This window comes from Streptomyces sp. SLBN-118, from assembly GCF_006715635.1.
GTDB lineage: Bacteria > Actinomycetota > Actinomycetes > Streptomycetales > Streptomycetaceae > Streptomyces.
Genome location: NZ_VFNP01000002.1, coordinates 341444 through 363093, shown reverse-complemented (window position 1 = coordinate 363093; position 21650 = coordinate 341444). Strand labels below are relative to the sequence as shown.

Below are 21650 nucleotides of genomic sequence, written 5' to 3'. Positions count from 1 at the left end.
CCTGATCTGCCGCTATGGTGGAGCTAAGCGGACAGCTGTCCGTTAGTCGTCGAATTTACCGGACAACTGTCCGGTTAGCAAGGCCGGACATGGATGTGATTCCGGGAGGAGGACGAGTGCAGCAAGACAAGAGCGCGGCTCTGCGCTCGGACGCGCAACGGAATCGCGAGCGCATCCTGGATGTCGCACTGTCCGAACTGACGCGGGCTGCGGACGCCCCGTTGAGCGCGATCGCGAAGAAGGCGGGCGTCGGGCAGGGGACGTTCTACCGCAACTTCCCCAACCGCGAGGCCCTCGTCCTGGAGGTGTACCGCTACGAGATGCAGCAGGTCGCCGACACCGCTGCCCAGCTGCTCCAGACCCGCGCACCTGATCGGGCCCTGAGGGAGTGGATGGACCGCCTGGCCCAGTACGCCATGGCCAAGGCCGGCCTGGCCGACGCGCTGCGCAAGACCACCAGCAGCTACGGCAGCCTGGCCCAGGTCGGTCACGGCCCGGTGACCCAGGCGGTCACGCTTCTGCTCAAGGCAAACGAGGAGGCCGGCACGATCCGCCCGGGGATGACCCCCGACGACTTCGTGCTGGCCATTGCCGGACTCTGGCAGATCGACCCTCGCGGCGACTGGCAGCCGCGTGCGACGCGACTGCTGGACCTTGTGATGGACGGGCTTCGGGCAGGGGCGCCCCGAGCGAGAGCGTCCGACAATTCGGAAGCGGACGGCCCGGGGGACAGGCGCGCCTGAGGCGGGTGGACAGGGCCCGGAGGAGGCCTGGAGGGGTCTAGGGGCGCCTGGGGTGCGAGCAGTTCCGCGGTCAGCTCCTGGTAGTTGCGGTAGAGCGGCGGGCTGTGCGGAAGGAGGAAGCTGTGGGCGTAGGAGATGCCCTTGGCGCGGGCCCCCTTGAGGGCGCCGGTTCCTTCGGCATCCCGGATCTGTCGGGCGAGCGATGTGATCTCGTCGGAGAACACCGGAAGCATCTCGTCCACCATGCCCGGCGGGTTTGTTCCGATCGCGAGCCCGGCCAGCAGGTTGGAGAGCTGGTAGAGCTTCGATTCGAGCTCCTTGCGTTCCTTGGACTTGAAGAAGGGCACAGTTCCTCCCGTGGATCCATGGGTCCCTAGGTTCCGTTGTTCTTGGTGGGCTCAGCCGAGGCGTGTGAACTCCCTGAGTTCGGGCAGGGTGTCGCCCGGATCGACGACGTGTGCTCCGACGCGCACGCACGCGTGGAGGAAGATCTGGTCGTGCTCGCCGAGGACGGCCGGCCGGGCGGCGTACGCGTTCGCGCGCAGGACGGAATCCACCGCCAGGGAGACCGTGGTGCACTGGCGGGAGGTTCCGGGGAGCGAGAAGCTGACGCGGGCCGCGGACTCGATCGCGTCGAACAGAAGCGGACGGCACACCGGGGTGTTCCCCTGGGAGGGCGGACGGTCGAGGGCCGTGGCCATGGGCCGCCAGCCGTGGCGGGCCAGGGCCGACCGGAATCTGAGGTTCTCCTTCCACAGCCGCAGGACCAGCCGCCGGTCGACGGCCAGCCCGCCGGGCGGAACCACATCGATCAGGCCGAATTCCCACAGGGCGGGCAGTCGGACGCCGGGGAACTCCCGCTCCGCCTCCAGGGGCGTCATCCCGCAGGGACGTCCGGTGAGCTCGCGGAGGAACTCGACCGCGCGCTGTGGCAGCCGCGCATACGTGCCGGTCTTCGAGGCGAGCACCATGATCCTCGGCCCGGTCGGGTCCTGAAGGATTCGTACGTCGTCGCGCGCCCTGACGACGGATAACCCGTCGTTCTCCCAGCCTCCGGTCATGCCGGCTCCCCCCGCTCGATCGCGTTGTCGGCCCAGGCGCAGAGCGCCAGCAGGCGAGTCCAGTCCAGGCCGTTTTCGGCGGGCAGCGCGGAGGGGCGGTGGAAGTTCTCGTCCAGGACGACGCCCAGCCAGCGGGCCGCGGGTCCGAGCCGGTCGGTCTGCTCCCGGACGGACAGGTTCCGCAGGAGTACGGAGATCTGGTTGACCAGCCCCACTTTGCGCTGCTCGGAGATGACCGCGGGCAGGTGGCGGCGCGCGACAAGCCGCAGCAGGTGTTTCTCCTGACAGCCCGTGCGCAGCGGATTGACGAGCTCCGGGGGAACCTGCCGCAGCATGTGGACCAGCTCCGCGCATTCGGCGAGAGGCGACATGCAGGCCAGGCGGCCCGTGCTGTCCTGTGCGGCGTGCAGGTCGACTCGGTCGAGCCAGACGGTGGACACGGCCTCGTGGAACGAGGCGCCCGTCTCCCGCAGCCGGTGCAGCTGCCGGCGTCTGCGGCGGGCCGCCTCGCGGTGGTCGGCAGCGTAGCGCCCGCGCCAGGCCACCGAGACCTGCGCGCCCGCGGGGTGGATCAGGGTGGGCAGCAGATGCGCGCCGGCCTGTTCCCACATGCCGTGCACATAGCCCGTGCCGTTCGTCCGCCGGTAGCGCCCCAGGGACATCAGGGCGTGGACCGGCCGTCCGGCCCTCCACAGGTCTCGGCCCAGGGCGGGGCCGGGGGCGAAGATCTCGTCACCGCCCTCGCCGGTCAGCAGAACGTCCGCGCCCGCCTCGCGCGCCGCTTCGCACGCCTGGTCCCAGACATGCGTGAACACGCCCCCGCGCGGGAAGTCGGAGCCGCGGTTGAGGCGCAGGACCGAGTCGAGGGAGAACTCGCGGATGCGGTCCAGGCGGAGGGTCTCTGCCTTCAGGAACTCCGACAGCCGGTTCTGCAGAGCAGTCTCCTGTGCGCCACACAGACCTCCGCGCACGGACACGAGCAGGGGTGGCGTGCCTGTGACTGAGGTGACCAGGGCCGCGACGAGCGAGGAGTCCACGCCGCCCGTGGCCAGGACGGCGACGCGCTGCCGGTCCTTGACCGCATGGCGCACGGACGCGGCCACATGGTGCTCGATCGCGTCAACGACCGCCGTCAGGCCGGTGGTCCGCCGACGGCTGGGGTGCCCGCCGGTTTCTCCGGATTCCCGTCCGTACGTGGAGGCGGTGCCCGGAATGCGCCGCACCCCGGCGAGCAGGCTGCGTTCCGGATCCGCGGGAAGCAGGGGGTAGTGCAGGTAGTCGCTCACAGCCGTCGCGTCCGGAACAAAGCCGCCGGTCGCCTCGGCGGCTTCCCACAGGCTGAGCGAACGGGTGGTGCGGCCCCGTGCGCGGGACTCGTACTGATCGGCGTCCGATGATGGCAAGCCATCGCCCCCCTGGCCGCGTCGGGTACCTCTCGGGATGGAGCGTGGCGGTGGCCCGCCGTGGGGAACCCCGGCGGGCCACCTGGAAGCGCGGAGCCGGGCCGTCAGCCGTGGCCTCGATTGTTCTCCGTCACCGCCGCTCGTCCATTGCGGGTCAATTCCGCGGCGTCGCCCACCATTTCGTAGGCGTCGGAGTCTTCTTCCCCTGTGGTTCGCATCTCGGGCACGCTACCTCCTAGAAAGGCGCAGGGAGCAGAGGGCAACAACGTAGTTGACCGCCGGGAATGGTCACCACCGGTTTCGCCGAATCCGTACGGAATGCCCGGCCCCCCTCGCCCCCGGCCGAACCCCTGGTCGGAATCCTTCAACTGCTGGAAACCATCAGAATTGGCCTGCCCCTCCGCCAGTCCACAACAGGCTGATATCGGAGGCCGGTTCAGTCGGCGCTCACGTTCGGGCGGCCAAGTTCTCTGAGCCATCCAGCGGCGACTCCATGACAGCCGTACCCGGAACCCCCGGGCCACGCCGGTCCCATCGGCGGCGACGTCCTGACCCTCGCCGGGCTCCAGCAGAGCCAGGGCGACTGAACCACCGCACCACATTCCTGCGGCGGTCGCCCGGCATACGGGGGAGCCCCTGCGGGGCGTGTGGGCACGCGCACAGGCGGCCCCGGTCTTTCGACCCACGAAAGACCGGGGCCGGTTTACCCCGGCGTGGCCGAAAATGGCTGACGCTCTGTCAGACGGGCTGTACGGACTGAACACTGGACGACGGCCCTGGCATCCCGCCGTGAGGGATCGTGCTCGATCAGCGGGTGCGGACGGAGATGAGGCGTCAGTCAGCTCGGCCTCAGCCACGCAGCCGTGCCCATGGCCGAGCACCGCTCCTCGGCCGGCCGCGCGACGATCGCCTCGTCGAGTGGTTTCCCGGTCCCAGCCCGGTCCGGGTCCCGCCTGGCGCCCGGCGGCAGACAGGGGCAGGCTGGGACTAGGAACGCCTTGGCCTGGCTGCCTGGAGATATTGGTGGCCCGGCCCGCATCACGGCCGGACGCCTTCATCACGGCCGCACGGGGCACGCGATCGAGGGAAAGCAACGATGATCGAGGCAGCCGACATCCGTGAGTGGCGCGACCACGACGTGGTCGACTCCGGCGGCCGCAAGATCGGTGTCCTCGAGGCTGTCTATGTGGACACCACGACCGACGAACCGGCCATGGCCACGGTCCGCACGGGCCTGCCCACGCGCCGCCGCCTGGTTTTCGTACCCGTCGGCGACGCGATCGTGGGCCCCGGATACGTCAAGGTCTCCTATGCGCGGGCACTGGTGAAAAACGCTCCTTGGATCGGGACGGACGACGTGTTGCCCGTGCAGGAGGAAGAAGCGATCTTCCAGCACTACGGCATGAAGTACCAGCCGGGAACTCACGGCGAACGACAGCTCGCGCGTCGCTGATCGCCCGCGCAAGTCAAAGGATGCGATCGCGTCATGGTTCTCTTCCTGCTCCTGATTCTCGTGGCCATCGTGCTGGGACTCATCGGTGCCGTGGCGGAAGGGATGGGATATCTGCTCATCATCGCCATCGTGTTGTTCGTGGGCACTCTGGCCGTCGCTGCCACGCGATTGTCCAGCCGGATGCGACGCCCGCGGCGATAGCAACGATCACTGGAGCGCGGCCATTTACGCCGCAGCCGCGGCCCGGGCTGAACTCCGTGTACTCCCCGTACTCCGAGTAATACGCCACCGAATACACCGAATACATCTGACGAGGCCCTACGATCGAGGAGGCGGCTTCAGGTGACACAGTCGACCAGCGCAAGAATTCCCACAACCGAGCCCCGCGCATCCCGCCCGCAGAGGGAAACAAGGCAGCTGCGGGCTCACGAGACAGGTGCGGAGACCGGACCAGGCGTACGGGGCAGGACAACCGTCGCCGACGGAGTGGTGGAGAAGATCGCCGGGATGGCGGCACGCGAAGTGCCGGGAGTTCACACTCTGGGAGGCGGGATGGCCCGCACCGTGGGCGCGGTACGGGACAAGGTCCCAGGTGGGCGCCCGTCCGTCAGCCGCGGCGTGAAGGTCGAGGTCGGCGAGCGGCAAACCGCCGTCGACCTTGCGGTCGTCGTGGACTACGGGTTCGCCATCTCCGACGTGGCGGTCGAGGTCCGCGAGAACGTCATTGCAGGCGTGGAGCGCATGACTGGGCTGGAAGTCGTAGAAGTCAACATTGATGTCGACGACGTCTACCTGCCCGAAGAGGACGCCGATGAGGGGACGGAAGGACGCCTGCAGTAGCCGACCGCCTCGTAAGCCCGAGGCAAGCTGAGCGCGCGCCGCTCGTATGCGGCGCCCGCTCGTTCAGCGTGGAGGCGCGAGGAGCCGCCGGCCAGTGCTCCTCCGGGAGTCACAGCTGGTTTACCCATCCCACGAACAGCACCGCTCCAGCTGCGGCCACCACGAGGGCGAGCGGCTTGCTCCACCGATGGGACCTCGCTCCGGTGGACGATTCCTGACCTTGGGAACCGAGTACGACCAGTCCGCGCAGTACCCATACGGCGGCCAGGACAATGGGCAGGGCCAGCGCAGCGTGTACCGCCCAGGCGCCCGCCAGGGTAGGCCCGCCCCAGGAGTTCTCGTAATCGTGGGCATCCAAGAGCGGGTAAAGAGCGCCGTTCACAGCCGCCTGTGTGCTGATCAGGATGACGAGCCAGGCGACGAGCCCCAGTCCCATTCCGACGATCGGCGCGAACGCGTCGGCGAAGCGCCCCCTCGATACGGCGCGGATGAACTGGGCAGCCGCCACCGGCAACAACGTGATCCCCTGCCGGACCGCCGACCGGCCGGGCCTGCCCACGGTCTTGGAGAGGAACGAACGGGCGGCACGGCGATGTGACTGTTGAGTGATCTTCATGCATCCACGATCACAGCCGCCTGCACACCGGGTCGATCGTGCCTGCATGAAGGTCGGCGGTGGGGTTTTCCCCCGTCACGGGGCACGGAGGGGAGCATCGGGCCCGCACAAGGGAGGCCATCTTGTGCGGTTGTGCGGTGACTTTGACACTTGAGGGGGCGAGCGGGGGACTGCGGCGGGGTGTTGCTCGTCCTGCACACTGCCCTGGCTGCCTGCAATCCGGGTCACGACCGCCTCGAGTGGCGGCGGCACACCCCCGCAGTCCGCGTCAGGGAGCACACGCTGTCAGCCGCGAGCAGCATCCCTGTCCACCTGGCGTCGAACGGGACGTCCACCGGTCCACCGCAGTCGGTCGGCCTGAAGCGCGGTGTCGCTGCGAAGAGCAACCGGGTCCCACCGGCAGCCCCATATCATCGCCGCTCAACTGTCGATCAATGCCGGCGCTCCCATCGCAAGGCGACGCCCGTGGTGGGTGCCGCCGAGTGGAGCATGGCGCTTCGAGGGGGCAGGCTGTACCCATGCGGTCGCTCTTGCGCTCGGCCACTCGACCAGAGGCGGGCGGTCCTGGTCGTGTGCTGTACACACTCGCGGAGTGTCTGCCGTTCGCAATCGCCTTGCTCGTGGTGGTCATCGAGTTCTCACCTGCGCACTTTCTGTATACCGGTCCACTTCTCACCGCGACGCCGGCGTTGGCCGCGGTGGCGATGGGCCCCAAAGGCACGCTTGCGGCGGCGGCCTTCGCAATGCTCGTAAGCATTGCCACGGCCACGTACAACGAGGCGTGGGGCACTCTGCAGGTCTATACCAATGTCGTGGCGCTGCTGCTGGTATCCGCAGCCAGCGTCACGACGAGTAACGCCGTGTATACACACAGGCAAAGTGAGCTCGACCAGGTACGCCGGATCGCCATCGCGGCACAGCGGGTACTGCTGCGGCCCATACAGGCCCGACTCGGTCCCGTGCGGGTGGCCAGCAGGTATGTCGCGGCAGAAAAGGGGGCGCAGATCGGCGGCGATCTGTACGAGGCCGTACAGACCAGGTACGGGGTCCGGATGATCGTCGGAGACGTGCGCGGCAAGGGGCTTCCCGCTGTGCGCTCCGCGGCGGCCGTGCTGGGCGCCTTCCGGGAGTCCGTGCACTATGAAGAAGATCTGGTTGAGGTCATCAACCACTGCGCCGCTGCGCTGCGACGGGAGCGCGCCATGCCGCGTGGGATGGGTCAGGAGGACGAGGAAGAACAGGCGGAATCGTTCGTCACCGTGCTGGTGGCTCAGGTGCCGGACAGCCTCGTGGTGGAGTTGGTCAACCGTGGCCATCCGCCTCCGCTGGTGCTCAACGAGGGCAAGGTGCAGGCCCTGGTGCCGACCTCACCACTGCCGCCCCTCGGCTTGGAGGAGTTCATCACCAGCCCTCCCGCCAAGGCGGAGAGCTATCCGTTCGCACCCGGCGACCGTCTGCTGCTCTACACCGACGGCGTTGTCGAAGCCCGTGATCGCGACGACGAATTCTTCGCCCTGTCCGACGCCATGGAAGCGGCCCACGACCGCACCCCGCCCGAGTTCCTGGAGGAACTGCACGAGGGATTGATTCGCCACACCGAGGGCCGCCTGACGGACGATGTGGCGATGATGGTGGTGGACCGGCTGGACAGCGATGTACTCACATAGGTCCACGCAGCTGCCGAGCGCCGCGTGCCGGTAACAGGCCCGCGAGATCTGTGATCGTCGCGTCGCGCTCCCTTGGGCCGGTGGGCCGACCCTGTGCGCACACTGGATGTATGCGCGAGATGACCGTCGGGGAGACGGCGGAGCGTGAGGAACTGCTCGCTGCGGCAGTGGTCGAGGCCGTCGAAGCGACCGGCGCGTATGCCGGGAGCGTCTTTCTGCGTTCCCGCGACCGCCGGTCGATCGTGCTCGCCGCGACTGCTGGGATGCCGCCGTCCCTGCTCGGTGGCTGGGGCCGCATTCCGGTGAGCAGTCCCATTCCGGTCGCCACGGCATACAGTTCCGGGCGCACCGTGCACTTGGCCGACGCGGAGGAGACCATGCGCCGGTATCCCCAGCTCGCGGTGGCTCTGCCGCACGCCTTCGGCTCCTGCTCCGTGCCGGTGGGCGCAGGTGGGGAGGCCTTCGGGTCTCTGGCGGTGGTCTGGGCGGCGTCACCGGGCAGCGAAGGGCTGTCCAAGGCCCAGCGCCGCCGTATGCGGACCATCGGCAGTCGGCTCGGTGACTCCCTCGCAGCCCTTCGCGCCCGTACCGGCGATCCTGTTGACTGCTCACCGGAGACGGTTCCCGTCGAGACCCCGGCTCCCTCGCCGGCGGCCGTACGGGTCGGCTCGTTCGACTGGAACCTGGTCTCCGGCACCCTCACCGTCGACGACGAGCTCTGCGCGATCTTCGGGCTCGATCCTCGTGCTTTCGACGGACGAGCCGAAACGCTTGCTGCCTGCCTGCATCCCGGCGACGTTGCCGCCTTCCGGGCGGGGGCCCGGGAGGCGGCCGCCGCGGGCCGTCTCACCGTGCGGCCCCTGCGCGTACGGGATCGCAGGGACGGCCGCGAGGGGTACCGCACGGTCGAGGTGCGGGGCCGCGTACCGGAGGGCGACGACGAGCCGGTGAGCACTCACCTGGTCGGCGCGGTCATCGACGCCCAGGCCGGCAGCGCGGCCGTCGCAGCCTCCCAGCGGCTGCGGGACGGGCTGTTCGCCCTCACCCCCGACGGGCGGGTCACCTACGCCAACCACAGCTTTGATCAGTTGGTCGGCGTCCGGGTCGACGAGTTGCTGGGACGCTTCCTCTGGGACGTGGTGCCGTGGCTGTCCGATCCCGACATCGAGTACCGGCACCGGTCCGCGATGATCTCGCAGGCGCCGGTCTCCTTCCAGGCATGCCGTCCGCCGGACCGGTGGCTCTCCTTCACCCTGCACCCGGACGCGGACGGAGTGACCGGCAGGGTTGTGCCGTTCGGTCATCCCTCCTCGTCCTCGACGCCCTCCGCCTCCTCGTCCTCGACGCCCTCCGCCTCCTCGGCCAAGAGCGCAACCGCTGCCGCACCGGCCCGCCTGGGTGTCATGTATCACGTCCTGCAACTGGGCAGTGCGCTGACCGAGGCCGTCACCGCCCGCGAAGTCTGTGAAGTCGTCTCCGACCAGCTCCTCCCGGCCTTCGGAGGCCAGCAACTGGCGATCTATGTGGTCCGTGACGGGACGATGCACCTGCTCTTCCACACCGGTCACCACGAGGATTTCCTCGACTGGCTCGAGGGCGTACCGCTGCACGCCCGCCTGCCCGGTACAGAGACCCTGACCTCCGGCGCCCCGCTCTTCATCGAGTCGCAGCAGGACCTCTCCCAGGGGTACCCCGGCATCCCCACGGGCGGGGCGAGGTCGTGGGCATATCTGCCTTTGATCGCCTCCAGTCACCCTGTAGGCACCTGCGTCCTCGGCTTCGACGAGATCCATGAGTTCACGGAGACCGACCGCGGCGTCCTCACGGCACTTGCCGGGCTGATCGCCCAGGCCCTGGAACGAGCGCGGCTCTACGACGCGGAGTACGCCCTTGCGCGCGGGCTGCAGCAGGCGCTCCTGCCACACCGGCTCCCGGCCATCCCGGGCATCCGCACCGTCGCGCGCTATCTGCCCGGCACGAGCGGAATGGACATCGGAGGCGACTGGTACGACGTCATCCCCACGGCTGGCGGGGTCTCGCTCGTCATCGGAGACGTGGAGGGGCACAGCATCGCCGCGGCAGCCACGATGGCGCAGTTGCGCAGCGCAGCACGTGCCTTTGCGGCTGTGGGCCATACTCCCCGCGATGTGATGGCGGGCGTCAACCTCACCCTCATCGACCTCGACCCCGGGCTGCTGGCCAGCTGCTGCTACATCCACCTCGAACCCCACGGCCACGATGCCTACGCCGTCACCGCCGGCCACCCCCCACCCCTGCTCCGCCGTCCCGACGGGACGACCGACGTCCTTGACCTGGACATCGGTCCGCTCCTCGGTGTGGATCGCGCGGCCACCTATCCCGGAACCCGGATCGCTCTGGCGCCAGGGTCCGTACTCGCCCTCTACACGGACGGCCTCGTCGAGGAACGCGGAGCCGACGTCAGCGTCGGGATCGACCGCCTGCGAGCATCTTTTGCCCATGCCCGTGCGGATTCACTGGACGAACTGGCCGACCGGCTGCTGCACAACGCCCGGGGCTACTCCTACCGTGCCGATGACATCGCCCTGCTGCTGACTGAGTACGGATCAAAAGGGTAAGTGCTAACAATTAAGGTCCTGTCCGGTCGATCAGTGCGAGCCCGGCAAGATCGGCCGGACCGGGCCTGAGCGCATACGGAGCGTGCACGGCGCAACCCGAAGGTGCCGGTCGGAGGAGCTGCGTGAACCATGAGCAGCGGGCCGAGCGAATCGGCTGCCCCAGCGGATGCCAACTGGCGCGACCTGCTGCGGACCACGAAACAGGCCCGCAGGCTGGCCCGGCAGATGCGCAGGGATGCACGCCGTGCGATGCCTTGGTGGCGCCGGATGCTCCCCACCTGGCGGATGATGCTCAGCGGACTGCTCACCGTTCTCCTTCTGTGCATCACCGCCTTCACCGCTCTCTACGTGAGCGTCCAGGTCCCCGGCCCCAACGCCGCCGCCCTGAGCCAGAGCAACATCTACTACTACGCCGACGGCACCGAACTGGGCCGTACCGGCGCGGTCAACCGGGCATCGGTGCCCCTCTCCGAGATCTCGGTCGACGTGCAGCATGCCGTCGTCGCCGCCGAAGACCGTACGTTCTACTCCAACCAAGGGGTGGACGTCCGCGGCATCCTGCGCGGAGCCTGGCGCACCGTCACCGGCAAAGGACTGCAGGGCGGCTCGACGATCACCCAGCAGTACGTGAGGAGCTACTACCTCACCAGCGAACAGACCCTCGGCCGCAAGGTCAGGGAGGCCGTCATCGCGATCAAGGTCAATGAGACGCTGAGCAAAGACGCCATCATGGCCGGGTATCTGAACACCAGCTACTTCGGCCGCAATGCCTATGGCGTCCAGGCCGCCGCACAGGCGTACTACGGCATCCGCGCTTCACAGTTGAACGTCCGGCAAAGCGCCTACCTCGCGGCCCTGCTCAAGGCTCCCAGCGTGTACGACGTCTCCACAGCGACCGCGACGAACAGGGCCGCGGCCGTCGCGCGCTGGAACTATGTCCTGGACGGCATGGTCGAGCTCGGCTACCTCACCAGCGGCGAGCGCGCCACGATGGCCTTCCCGACGCCGAAGGCACCCCGCCCCACCCCCGGGGTCGTCGGCCAGGCCGGGTACCTCATCGACATCGCCCGCCGCTACCTCGTCGACAACAAGATCATCGACGACGCGACGCTCGCCACAGGTGGCTGGCACATAACGACCACCTTCGTGAAGAAGTACCAGGGGGCCATGGTCAATGCGGTGAAGAAGGAACTGCGGCGGCTGCCGGACACCCGCAAGGCCAAGGCCATCCGCGTCGGCGCCGCCTCTGTGGACCCCTCCACCGGCAAGATCCTCGCTGCCTACGGCGGGGCGGACTACGCAGACCAGCCCTTCAACGACGCCATCCGTCACGACCTCCAGGCCGGTTCCACGTTCAAGCCGTTCGATCTCGCCGCCGCACTGCAGCACCGCGCCACCACTCAGGACGGGCACACCATTAACCCCGGCACCCGCTACGACGGCACCAGCCGCCGCTGCGTCCAGGGACTGCCCCGAGGACTGCGCTACTGCCCGCCCAACGAGGACGATCACGACTACGGCCGGATAACCCTGCGCAGGGCGATGATGAAGTCCGTGAACGCGGTGTACGCACAGGTGGGCGCCGACGCCGGTCTGGCCGGTGTCCGAAGGGCCGCCATCGCCGCGGGCCTCCCCTCCGACACACCCGACATGAGCGCCAACCCGGCCCTGGCTCTCGGCGTGGCGGCACCCAGCCCACTCGACATGGCCGAGGCGTACGCGACCTTCGACAACCACGGCAGGCACATCGCCGCGTGGTCGGTCCAGAAGCTCGTCCGGAACAACAAGGTGTACCAACTCCCCGGCCACGAGGACGTCCAGGCATTCTCCAGGGCAACCGCCGACCAGGTCACTTCGGTCCTGAAGAGCGTCGTCAGTCCGCAGGGCACCGGCTACCTTGCCACCCGCCTTGGCCGGCCCGCCGCCGGCAAAACCGGCACCACGGACAGCAACCTCTCCGCATGGTTCGTCGGCTACACCCCGCAGTTGACCACCTCGGTGGCCATGTTCGCCGAGGATCCCACGACCCATCAGCGGATCTCTCTCGGCACCGCGGCGGGTATCAGCCGCGTCAATGGCGGGTCATACCCGACCCGGATCTGGACCGCCTACATGGCCGCGGCTCTGGAGGACCGGCCGGTGCAGGGTTTCCAGCTGATGGCGCCGCCCGAGACGGACAGTTCCACCACGGCACCTGCCCACAAGCCCACGCCGACCGCGCCGACACGGGCGCCTTCGCCTACGCCGCTGCCGGGCCCGAGCACGCCAACGGTGGTTCCGCCGACGCCGACGCCTACGCCGGGCCCGGGCACACCGACGGTGATTCCCCCTACGCCCACGCCCTCGCCGGGCCCGAGCACACCGACGGCCGTACCGTCGACGCCGTCGGAGGATCCGGGTACCCCCTCGGCGGGGCCCACGGAGCAATCTCCACCGGGGTAACCGAGGCGGCGAAGGCCACGCACGCCGTGCGGCTCACCATGGCACCACACCCGCCGAGACCGGACCGGGCATGTTGTTCGCGCCCCACCAGATGCGCAAGCGCCTTGGCGACCGGGGTCGTGAAGGGTTGAACTGGCGCTTCGCCGAAGCATGGCAGCCGCAATTGGACGCGGCGTACACCGAAATTGGACGCGGCGTACACCGAAATTGGACGCGGCGTACACCGAAATTGGACGTGGCGTACGCCGAGTTTCCCGGCTACGGTCACGTGTTCGGGCGCTTCCTCGATCTCCTCGGCAAGCGGCGGTGACGGCATCCGGGGCGGACGAGCGGCAGCCCCCGGCCGTACCCGAACCGCTTCCAGGAGGCAACGACCCATGCCGCAGCTCGCTCTCGATGGTGCAGCACTGACGTATGACGACGAGGGCCTTCGTGACGGTGACGGCGTACCACTGGTGTTCGTCCACGGCTGGACGGCCAACCGGCACCGCTGGGACCACCAGATGGCACACTTCGCCCCGAAGCGGCGTGTCATACGGCTCGACCTGCGCGGGCACGGCGACAGCAGCGGGTCGGGATCGCGGACGATCGGGGAGCTGGCCGAGGACGTCCTCGCCCTCCTCGACCATCTGCAGGTCGACCGGTTCGTACTCGTCGGCCACTCCATGGGCGGGATGATCGCGCAGACCATCGCCCTCGGCCATCCGGAGCGGATCGAGCGCCTGGTACTGGTGGACTCGATCAGCCGGATGACTTACAGCCGGGGGAGGGGGCTGCTCATGGCGGCATCCACACTGGCGCCGTTCAAGTTGTTCGTCGCTGCCAACATCCAGCGCGCCTTTGCCCCCGGCTACCCGCGCGATGAGATCCGCGAGTACATCCGGGCCTCCTCGGCCACATCGCGGGAGGTTGTCATGACGTGCTACGCAGCCATGCGTGGCTTCGACGTCCTCGACCGGGTCGGTGAGATCCGCACGCCCACCCTGTTGGTGCACGGTTACCACGACATCCAGCTGCCCGTATCGCAGATGCTGCGGATGGCGAAGGCCTATCCGAACGCGCTGGTCCGGATCGTGGACGCCGGACACGAACTGCCGGTGGAGAAGCCGGCGGAACTGACCGCCGCGCTCGAATCGTTCGTGACCGACCGGGCATGAGGCGGTAGGCCGGACCGGCTGCGGCCTGGGGGAACTCCTCGATGGCGTGGCCTGTTGTGGATGCGGCAGGTGATGCTTGGTGTGGATGATGACGGATGCGGCGCCTGGTTGGGCCGTTCCGGGACTGAACGTGGTGTGGCAGTGCGTAGGTGTGAGGGGCGGCGGGGGCGTGGAGTTGCTGGACGGGTCGGATCCGGGGGCCATAGGTGGTTATCCACTGCTGGCGCTGCTCGGTGAGGGCGGCATGGGGCGGGTGTATCTGTCCCGGACGGTGTCGGGGCGTCCGCTGGCGTTGAAGACGGTGCGTGCCGAGTTCGGACGGGAGCCGGGGTTCGAGGAGCGGTTCGCGCGTGAGATCCGTAACAGCGACCGAGTGCGCTCCCCTTGGACCACAGCGGTGGTGGACTACAGCCCTGCGGGGCAGCGCCCGCAGTGGCTGGCTACGGAGTACGTGGCCGCGCCGTCGCTGGGGGAGTGGGTACAGCGGCATGGCCCGCTGGCGGAGCCGTCCGTACTGGCTCTGGCCGCCGAGCTGTGCGGGGCGCTGCGGGCCGTACACGAGGCCGGGCTGGCACACCGGGATGTCAAGCCGTCCAATGTGCTGTTGGGCCGCCGTAGTCCCCTGCTCATCGACTTCGGGATCGCGCGCGCCACGGAGGACTCGCGTCACACGAGGACCGGCGGCGTGATCGGTTCTCCCGGTTACCTGGCGCCGGAGCAGGCGAGCGCCGGGGGATCGGGTGCGCCGGGTGATGTCTTCTCCCTGGCTGCGGTGTTGGTGTACGCGGCAACAGGACAGGGCCCGTTTTCCCACCCGGACGAGGAGTTCTCGGCCGCGGTGTTGCTGTACCGCATTGTGCACGAGGAACCGAACCTTGACGGCGTTCCGGCGGCCCTGGTCTCGGTGCTGCGGTCCTGTCTGGCCAAGAACCCGCAGCGGCGGCCCTCGACAGGCGCTGTCGGCGCGCTGCTGGAACGCCTGGGCGGCCGGACCGGTATCTGGCCGCAAATGCTGCCCGAGGCGCTGGAGAGGGATCTCGCCGTGCGCGAGGACGAGGCGCACGCGTTGGTCTCTGCAGCCGTGCGACCGCTGCCGGTGGCGGCTGTGTCAGGTGAGTCCGAGGACGATCCGGCTTCTGGCGGCGCGGGGACCGCCGCCGCGCCGGCTGCCGGTTCTCCGCGACGGCGGCTGGCCGGCCGGACAGCCTGGACGGCGGCAGGGGGCATTGCCGCGGTCCTGATCGCCGCGGCGGGCACGCTTGTCGTGCAGCATTTCTCCGGCAAGGACGCATCCGGCGCGACGCCTTCGCCGTCGCCCACCGTCGCTGCTCTTCCCGCGTCCTGGGCCGGTACATGGGTCGGCGCCGGCCCGGGCACCCCAACCGTCGACGGCCTCACCCAGGCCCGGACCGACAGGTTCGCCGTCACCCTGACCCTCCACCCGGCACGGCGGGGGGAGCTGGCGGGCAAGCAGGTCAGCAAGGTGAGCGAAGTGGGCACGGGCCGTGAGCTGGGATGCACCGAGGCCCTGCAACTGAGGGAGGTACGCAGGACATCGATGGTCTTCGAGGCGGTCACCAGCCACCCCACCGACCAATCGACCGTCCTCACCTGCCCCAAGGGCAACATCTACGTCGTCACGATGACCGGCCGCGACACCCTGGGCCTGGAGGCCGAAGGTGCGCAGTCCGCCGGGGCGCCGTCCACCCTCACCCGGAATCGCCCGTGACCCGTACGGCTGTACAGAGGACGTCCGGGCCGGCCGGCGAGGGCCGGCCGACCCGGACGCGGTGATCAGACGAGATCGAACCGGTCGAGGTTCATCACCTTGTCCCACGCGGCGACGAAGTCGTTCACGAACTTCTCCTTGGCGTCGTCGCTCGCGTAGACCTCCGCGAGCGCGCGCAGCTCGGAGTTGGATCCGAAGACGAGGTCGGCACGGGTGCCGGTCCACTTGACCTCGCCCGTGGCGGCATCGCAACCCTCGAACGTGTTCTGGTCCTCTGACGTCGACTTCCAGGTCGTGCCCAGGTCGAGCAGGTTGACGAAGAAGTCGTTGGTGAGGGACCCGGGGGTCTCGGTGAAGGCGCCGAGCTGCGACTGCTGGTAGTTCGCGCCCAGGACGCGCAGGCCACCTACGAGGACCGTGAGCTCGGGGGCGCTCAGGGTCAGCAGGTTCGCCTTGTCGAGCAGCAGGTACTCGGCCGGCAGCCGGTTGCCCTTGCCGAGGTAGTTGCGGAACCCGTCGGCGGTCGGCTCGAGCGCGGCGAACGACTCCACGTCCGTCTGCTCCTGCGACGCGTCCACGCGGCCGGGCGTGAAGGGAACGTCGACCTCGAAGCCGGCGTCCTTGGCGGCCTTCTCGACGCCCGCGGCACCGGCGAGCACGATCAGGTCGGCGAGCGAGACCTGCTTGCCGCCGGCCTGGGCCGCGTTGAAGGACTGCTGGATCCCCTCCAGGCTCCGCAGCACCGCCGCCAGCTCGTCGGGCTCGTTGACCTCCCACCCGATCTGCGGCTGCAGGCGGACGCGCGCACCGTTGGCGCCGCCGCGCTTGTCGCTGCCGCGGAAGGACGAGGCCGACGCCCATGCGGTGGACACCAGCTGGGACACCGACAGGCCCGAGGAGAGGATCTGGCCCTTGAGGGAGGAGACGTCCTCGGCGTCGACGAGCTCGTGCGTCGCCTCGGGGAGCGGGTCCTGCCAGATCAGCGTCTCGGACGGGACCTCCGGGCCGAGGTAGCGCACGACCGGGCCCATGTCGCGGTGGGTCAGCTTGAACCATGCGCGGGCGAAGGCGTCCGCGAACTCGTCCGGGTTCTCGAGGAAGCGACGCGAGATCTGCTCGTAGGCCGGGTCGAACCGGAGCGACAGGTCGGTCGTCAGCATCGTCGGCGCGTGGCTCTTCGACGCATCGTGGGCATCGGGGACGGTGCCCGCCCCGGCGCCCTCCTTCGGCCGCCACTGGTACGCACCGGCGGGGCTCTTGAACAGCTCCCACTCGTAGCCGAAGAGGATCTCGAAGAAGCTGTTGTCCCAGGTGGTCGGGGTGTTCGTCCAGATGCCCTCAAGACCGCTGGTGATCGCGTCGCCACCCTTGCCGGTGCCGAAGGAGTTCTTCCAGCCGAGGCCCTGCTCCTCGATCGAGGCGGCCTCGGGGTCGGCACCGACGTTCTCGGCCGGGCCTGCGCCGTGGGTCTTGCCGAAGGTGTGACCGCCCGCGATCAGGGCGACCGTCTCCTCGTCGTTCATGGCCATGCGGCGGAACGTCTCACGGATGTCGCGGGCCGCGGCGATCGGGTCCGGGTTGCCGTTCGGGCCCTCCGGGTTGACATAGATGAGGCCCATCTGGACCGCGCCGAGGGGGTTCTCGAGCTCACGTTCGCCGGTGTAGCGCTCGTCGCCGAGCCAGGTGGTCTCGGGACCCCAGTAGACGTCCTCGTCGGGCTCCCAGACGTCCGCGCGACCGCCGCCGAAGCCGAAGGTCTCGAAGCCCATCGACTCGAGGGCGACATTGCCGGCGAGGATCATGAGGTCGGCCCACGAGAGGCTCTGGCCGTACTTCTTCTTGACCGGCCACAGCAGGCGGCGGGCCTTGTCGAGGTTCCCGTTGTCCGGCCAGCTGTTGAGGGGGGCGAAGCGCTGCTGGCCGGCTCCGCCACCGCCGCGGCCGTCGCTGATCCGGTAGGTGCCCGCGCTGTGCCACGCCATCCGGATCATGAAGGGGCCGTAGTTGCCGAAGTCGGCGGGCCACCAGTCCTGCGAGGTCGTCAGCACCTCCGCGATGTCCTGCTTCACGGCCGGGAGGTCGAGGGTCTTGAACGCCTCGGCGTAGTCGAACTCCTCGCCGAGAGGGTTGGCCACGGCGGGGTTCTTGGCGAGGATCTTCACATTGAGCCGCTCCGGCCACCACTGGCGGTTTCCGCCACCCTGAGTCGGGTGCGGGGCGCGTCCGTGCGCGACCGGGCAACCACCTCCGCCCTCCGCCTTCGCGTCTACGACGATTGCATCATGGTTCTCAGACATGGGAATCCTTCCGGACCAAGCGGATCACGGTGCTCAGGAACTGCGGGCGGTTGAACAGTCGGGCAAGGGCTCCAGCAGATGACCTCGGCCTTGTCGATCGAGTAGCCGTGGTCGCCGCAGGAGGTCAGGCAGGGGGCCGCGCCGACCGCAGTCGACGTCAGCGACGACACGACGCGTCCCTCGAACCGTGCCGGGGCTTCCCAGCCGGTTCGATGCGGCGTACGAGTCCTGCCACGGTGAGCACATGGACGGCCTCACACACGACCCGAAGGGAGATCGCCGGCGCGATGGCGCACCCCGGAGGTGATCACCGTGTCGCCGCAGTGGTCACCGTCTCGTGCGGTCTCCCGCAGCGCGACCGGGGCGGCCGCCACCCGCATGCCGGTACCGCGCTGCTCCTCGGCGGTGGTCACGTCTCTGTCTCCTGCCGTACTGGAGTCTTCCTGTCCCTTGGCTATCGCCGGAACTGATCCTACAATGGACAGAGTCCAAGTCAATAAGCGCGCCAAACCCACATCCAATCGGATCCCGGATGTCCACCAGTAAACTTCGGGTATCCAACCGAACCTGGATAGGTGAACCGACATGAGTGACCTGCTGCAGCGACTGCGGGGGCGTGGCTGGCGAATGACCTCCCAGCGACGTGTCGTTGCCGAGGTCCTCAGCGGCGACCACGTGCATCTCACAGCCGACGAAGTGCACGACCGCGCGGCACAACGGCTGCCCGAGATCTCCCGGGCGACCGTCTACAACGCCCTGGGCGAACTGGTCTTGCTCGGTGAGGTCATTGAGGTCTCCACCGACGGCCGCGCCAAGCGCTACGACCCCAACGCACACCACCCCCACCAGCACCTCGTGTGCTCGAATTGCGGCACCATCCGCGATGTTCACCCCACCGGCAATCCGCTGGCCGACCTCCCGGCGGAGGAACGGTTCGGCTTCACGGTGTCCGAGGTGGAGGTCACCTATCGAGGGCTGTGCCCATCCTGCGCTTAGCCCCCGCCCAGCCGATCTTGCCGGACTCGCGTGCCCTGGCACGCACTCCCCCGGAGGCCTTCGGGCACGGGAGGTGCCCCCACGCTGCGTTGGGTCAGTCGCCGACGCTCCGCGTGGGCTCTCCCCCTGCCTTCGGCGGGGCCCATCCTCCGGCCTGCAACTGCACGCACCGCGGTGACATCAGCCGCTCCGCGGCGGGCTGCTCACTGATCCGGCCTGATCGACCGGAAAGGACCTCGGCATGGACGGCGGCGTCCTCCGATCCGGGCTGACCATGGTCCAGGGCGCCAGGGGAGTGTCGGGGCCGACCAGGTTCAGCCGTACTTGATCATTACGTTGAGCAGGATGACGACACCCACACCGATGACGCCGACACCGAGCACCGCCCGCGTCATGTCTTTGCCGGGCACAGGTTCCGACGCGGTGGCCTTCTCGGGCTGCTCACTCGTGTAGTACACGACCGTCTCGTCGCCCTCGCCCCGGCTCGGCGGCCCGCCGGCTTCCTCGAAGCGGACCGGCCGCCCGTCCGCTGTGACGAAGTCGTACTCGTGATACTGGATGCGCCGGGCCACATTGTTGACCATCCGGACCCTGACATAGGCGCGCACGACGCGCGCCCGGGCGCTCAGCCCGCTCTCCCAGGCCGCACGCCGCTCCCTGGTCCTGCGTATCAGCGTGTACGCGGCCCAGATCAACATGATGATGATCAGCGGAAAGAGCACATGGAAGACGAAACCCACCAGATTCCCCCGTAGTTGAGACATCGCGTCTGGCTGCATACGCCGCGGCCACGGCAGCCGCGCTGCAGGCGGACCCTACCTGAGCGGGCCGCGCGCCACCGGAACGGGACGTGGCTGAGTCCACCGTCCAGGCGTCGTCCTCGGGCCACCCGGGTCAAGCGTGCAGGCTGATGGAATGCCATGCGCAGCCCGGCACTGTGAGCCGCGTACAAACTCAGGTGGACACCGCAGCCGCGAACTCCCCAGGGAGGCCGCCCCGTTGGGCGGTCTGGTCGGTGCGTCTGGCCATGGCATCGCCCGCCTGACAGTGCGGACAGTCTTCCCCGTCGGCCCTGTAGACATCAGCGACTCTGAATGGAACGCTCGCTACAGAGAGGACGGGTTGTCGCCGAGAGCGCTTCGTCCTTCCTGCACCGCAGAGTTGTGACGGCAGTTCGGTGGGCCACGACCTGGCGCCTCGGGCCGCCGCGTGCGCAGCCGTGTTCGGCGGGGCCATCGGCGAGCCGCGGGCTCTTCGTTCCCTCACTCGGCGGTGGGGATCGCGTTCGTCCTTCATCCCCGGCAGATCTCGCCGGTTGGAGCACCAGTCAGCATTCCTTCGCGGACTAGGAGTTCACGAGATGAGGAACCGAACCACCTCAGGAGCACTCGCCACTGTCACACTCGCCATGGCGGTCAACTGGGCCGCCCCCGCTTGCGTCGCCGCCGCGGCCGAAGCCGCAGGGCCGACAGAATTCACCGTGGACACGGCCCTCGACGCGGTGGACGCCGACCCGTCGGACGGGCTCTGTCGCACCGTGACCGGTACGTGCAGTCTCCGCGCGGCAGTGATGGCCGCCAACGCCAGGCCGGGCAGCACGATCACGCTGCCCGCCGGCCGCTACCGGCTGACCATCCCGCCCAACCCGTTGCTGCTCGTCGGCTCGCACCCCGACCCGAGCACCGGCGACCTGAACGTCAACGCGCCCACCACTATTCTCGGCGCCGGCACACGCACCACTGTCATCGACGCCAACCACATCGACCGGGCATTCCGCATGCGAGCGGACACCCGGCTGTCCGATCTCACGATCACCGGAGGGGTCGCCAAGCAGCGCGAAGTCCCCATCACCGACACCGGTGGCGGCGGCATCGCCAACGGCAAGAACATGACCCTGAGGCGGGTTGCCGTGACCAGGAACTCCGCCGGATACGGGGGTGGCGTCTTCAACTCCCCCGATTCGCATCTCAATCTGATCGACAGCACCGTGAGCGGGAACCGCGCCGGAGAAGCCGGAGGGATCAGGTTCGACGACAGCGGCACAGTCGTCAACTCAACCATCGCCGACAACCACGTGACCGACCCCGGCGACCGTCCCGGCAGCCTGGGTGGCTACGGCGGAGGTGTCGACATCCGGGGGCTTGGGACCGTGGAGTTCCTCAACGCGACGATCATCGGCAACAGTTCGCCCCACGGCGGCGGAATCAACATTGCCCCCGCCTACCTGGACAGCCTGCCTGGGCCGATCAGGGACATCCTCGATCTGCCGCTGGGACACCTCATCCTGAAGAACTCGATCGTCGCGGGCAATGCCAGCGAGCGCGCGGCCGGTGACTGCGAGAGAGCCTTCGCGGACATCGCATCGCACGGCCACAACATCGACGGTGACGGCAGTTGCCATCTCGACGCCGTGGGCGACCTGCCGAGCCGGGCCCCGCTGGTCGGCCCTCTCGGAGACAACGGCGGGCCCACGGACACCAATGCGCTGCTGCACGGCAGCCCCGCCCTCGACTCAGCCGCCCACTGTCCCGCCACCGACCAACGCGGCATCACGCGTCCCCAGGGTGCCGCCTGTGACATCGGCGCCTACGAGCAGCAGCAGTGACCCCGGTCGACCCGGCTGCCACGGGACATCAGACAAGGATCGAC

Annotated in this window: 17 protein-coding genes and 1 pseudogene; 12 read left to right on the top strand and 6 right to left on the bottom strand. The window is 68.8% G+C overall.

Annotated elements, in window-relative coordinates; genetic code table 11:
- Positions 1-89: 89 nt before the first annotated feature.
- Positions 90-743, top strand: a complete 654-nt coding sequence (locus FBY35_RS20115; protein ID WP_142215396.1) for a TetR/AcrR family transcriptional regulator — start codon at positions 90-92, stop codon at positions 741-743.
- A 398-nt stretch (positions 744-1141) separates the two neighbouring features.
- Here the strand turns inward: FBY35_RS20115 and FBY35_RS20110 are convergent, their stop codons facing one another.
- A complete protein-coding gene (locus tag FBY35_RS20110) occupies positions 1142-1804 on the bottom strand; it encodes a lasso peptide biosynthesis protein (protein WP_142215395.1) in 663 nt (220 codons plus the stop codon).
- Complete coding sequence (locus tag FBY35_RS20105; RefSeq protein ID WP_160159303.1) at positions 1801-3207, bottom strand: asparagine synthase C-terminal domain-containing protein; 1407 nt, start codon at positions 3205-3207, stop codon at positions 1801-1803. The genes FBY35_RS20110 and FBY35_RS20105 overlap by 4 nt, the downstream gene beginning before the upstream one ends.
- Positions 3208-4303: 1096 nt before the next feature.
- Here FBY35_RS20105 and FBY35_RS20100 point away from each other — a divergent pair.
- From FBY35_RS20100 to FBY35_RS20095, 3 genes are all read left to right on the top strand, one after another.
- Positions 4304-4660, top strand: coding sequence for a PRC-barrel domain-containing protein (locus tag FBY35_RS20100; RefSeq protein WP_142215393.1), 357 nt, complete (start codon positions 4304-4306; stop codon positions 4658-4660).
- A 33-nt stretch (positions 4661-4693) separates the two neighbouring features.
- Positions 4694-4861, top strand: a complete 168-nt coding sequence (locus tag FBY35_RS36480; protein ID WP_186357021.1) for a hypothetical protein — start codon at positions 4694-4696, stop codon at positions 4859-4861.
- Between the two features lie 141 nt (positions 4862-5002).
- On the top strand, positions 5003-5500 hold the full coding sequence (locus tag FBY35_RS20095; protein WP_399208514.1) for an Asp23/Gls24 family envelope stress response protein: 498 nt from the start codon (positions 5003-5005) through the stop codon (positions 5498-5500).
- Positions 5501-5609: 109 nt separating this feature from the next.
- Here the strand turns inward: FBY35_RS20095 and FBY35_RS20090 are convergent, their stop codons facing one another.
- On the bottom strand, positions 5610-6116 hold the full coding sequence (locus FBY35_RS20090; protein WP_142215392.1) for a hypothetical protein: 507 nt from the start codon (positions 6114-6116) through the stop codon (positions 5610-5612).
- 572 nt (positions 6117-6688) lie between these two features.
- On the opposite strand from FBY35_RS20090, the gene FBY35_RS20085 reads away from it, so the two are divergent.
- The 6 genes from FBY35_RS20085 to FBY35_RS20060 all read left to right on the top strand — a co-directional run bounded on the left by FBY35_RS20085 (position 6689) and on the right by FBY35_RS20060 (position 15708).
- Positions 6689-7783, top strand: a complete 1095-nt coding sequence (locus FBY35_RS20085) for a PP2C family protein-serine/threonine phosphatase (protein ID WP_313904690.1) — start codon at positions 6689-6691, stop codon at positions 7781-7783.
- A gap of 110 nt (positions 7784-7893) precedes the next feature.
- Positions 7894-10380 carry a SpoIIE family protein phosphatase gene (locus tag FBY35_RS20080; RefSeq protein WP_260848755.1) on the top strand — a complete coding sequence of 829 codons (2487 nt, stop codon included), beginning with the start codon at positions 7894-7896 and terminating at the stop codon, positions 10378-10380.
- A gap of 129 nt (positions 10381-10509) precedes the next feature.
- Positions 10510-12822: a transglycosylase domain-containing protein gene (locus FBY35_RS20075; RefSeq protein WP_142215390.1), complete on the top strand. Its 2313-nt coding sequence runs from the start codon at positions 10510-10512 to the stop codon at positions 12820-12822.
- Positions 12823-12892: 70 nt separating this feature from the next.
- Positions 12893-13132 (top strand): hypothetical protein, encoded by a 240-nt coding sequence (locus tag FBY35_RS36475; RefSeq protein WP_186357020.1) that lies wholly within the window; start codon positions 12893-12895, stop codon positions 13130-13132.
- A gap of 67 nt (positions 13133-13199) precedes the next feature.
- Positions 13200-13979, top strand: a complete 780-nt coding sequence (locus FBY35_RS20065) for an alpha/beta fold hydrolase (RefSeq protein WP_142215389.1) — start codon at positions 13200-13202, stop codon at positions 13977-13979.
- 169 nt (positions 13980-14148) lie between these two features.
- The gene (locus FBY35_RS20060) at positions 14149-15708 is read left to right on the top strand and encodes a serine/threonine-protein kinase (protein ID WP_160159302.1); all 1560 of its coding nucleotides are present in this window, start codon (positions 14149-14151) and stop codon (positions 15706-15708) included.
- Positions 15709-15773: 65 nt separating this feature from the next.
- Here FBY35_RS20060 and katG read toward each other — a convergent pair whose 3' ends face one another.
- A complete protein-coding gene (katG, locus tag FBY35_RS20055; protein ID WP_142215387.1) occupies positions 15774-18005 on the bottom strand; it encodes a catalase/peroxidase HPI in 2232 nt (743 codons plus the stop codon).
- A gap of 33 nt (positions 18006-18038) precedes the next feature.
- Positions 18039-18385, bottom strand: a pseudogene (locus tag FBY35_RS20050) (transcriptional repressor).
- Positions 18386-18590: 205 nt separating this feature from the next.
- On the opposite strand from FBY35_RS20050, the gene FBY35_RS20045 reads away from it, so the two are divergent.
- A complete protein-coding gene (locus FBY35_RS20045; RefSeq protein ID WP_142215386.1) occupies positions 18591-19001 on the top strand; it encodes a Fur family transcriptional regulator in 411 nt (136 codons plus the stop codon).
- 314 nt (positions 19002-19315) lie between these two features.
- Here the strand turns inward: FBY35_RS20045 and FBY35_RS20040 are convergent, their stop codons facing one another.
- Positions 19316-19765 carry a DUF3592 domain-containing protein gene (locus FBY35_RS20040; protein WP_142215385.1) on the bottom strand — a complete coding sequence of 150 codons (450 nt, stop codon included), beginning with the start codon at positions 19763-19765 and terminating at the stop codon, positions 19316-19318.
- 596 nt (positions 19766-20361) lie between these two features.
- Here FBY35_RS20040 and FBY35_RS20035 point away from each other — a divergent pair.
- A complete protein-coding gene (locus FBY35_RS20035; RefSeq protein WP_142215384.1) occupies positions 20362-21606 on the top strand; it encodes a choice-of-anchor Q domain-containing protein in 1245 nt (414 codons plus the stop codon).
- Positions 21607-21650 lie beyond the last annotated feature (44 nt).

Excerpts from the sequence above, each read along its gene's own strand:
- FBY35_RS20045 (WP_142215386.1), top strand. The coding sequence starts at position 18,591 with ATGAGTGACCTGCTGCAGCGACTGCGGGGGCGTGGCTGGCGAATGACC.
- FBY35_RS20090 (WP_142215392.1), bottom strand. The coding sequence starts at position 6,116 with ATGAAGATCACTCAACAGTCACATCGCCGTGCCGCCCGTTCGTTCCTC.
- FBY35_RS20075 (WP_142215390.1), top strand. The coding sequence starts at position 10,510 with ATGAGCAGCGGGCCGAGCGAATCGGCTGCCCCAGCGGATGCCAACTGG.
- FBY35_RS36475 (WP_186357020.1), top strand. The coding sequence starts at position 12,893 with ATGTTGTTCGCGCCCCACCAGATGCGCAAGCGCCTTGGCGACCGGGGT.
- FBY35_RS20080 (WP_260848755.1), top strand. The coding sequence starts at position 7,894 with ATGCGCGAGATGACCGTCGGGGAGACGGCGGAGCGTGAGGAACTGCTC.
- FBY35_RS20115 (WP_142215396.1), top strand. The coding sequence starts at position 90 with ATGGATGTGATTCCGGGAGGAGGACGAGTGCAGCAAGACAAGAGCGCG.
- FBY35_RS20100 (WP_142215393.1), top strand. The coding sequence starts at position 4,304 with ATGATCGAGGCAGCCGACATCCGTGAGTGGCGCGACCACGACGTGGTC.
- FBY35_RS36480 (WP_186357021.1), top strand. The coding sequence starts at position 4,694 with ATGGTTCTCTTCCTGCTCCTGATTCTCGTGGCCATCGTGCTGGGACTC.
- FBY35_RS20040 (WP_142215385.1), bottom strand. The coding sequence starts at position 19,765 with ATGTCTCAACTACGGGGGAATCTGGTGGGTTTCGTCTTCCATGTGCTC.
- FBY35_RS20035 (WP_142215384.1), top strand. The coding sequence starts at position 20,362 with ATGAGGAACCGAACCACCTCAGGAGCACTCGCCACTGTCACACTCGCC.
- katG (WP_142215387.1), bottom strand. The coding sequence starts at position 18,005 with ATGTCTGAGAACCATGATGCAATCGTCGTAGACGCGAAGGCGGAGGGC.
- FBY35_RS20110 (WP_142215395.1), bottom strand. The coding sequence starts at position 1,804 with ATGACCGGAGGCTGGGAGAACGACGGGTTATCCGTCGTCAGGGCGCGC.
- FBY35_RS20065 (WP_142215389.1), top strand. The coding sequence starts at position 13,200 with ATGCCGCAGCTCGCTCTCGATGGTGCAGCACTGACGTATGACGACGAG.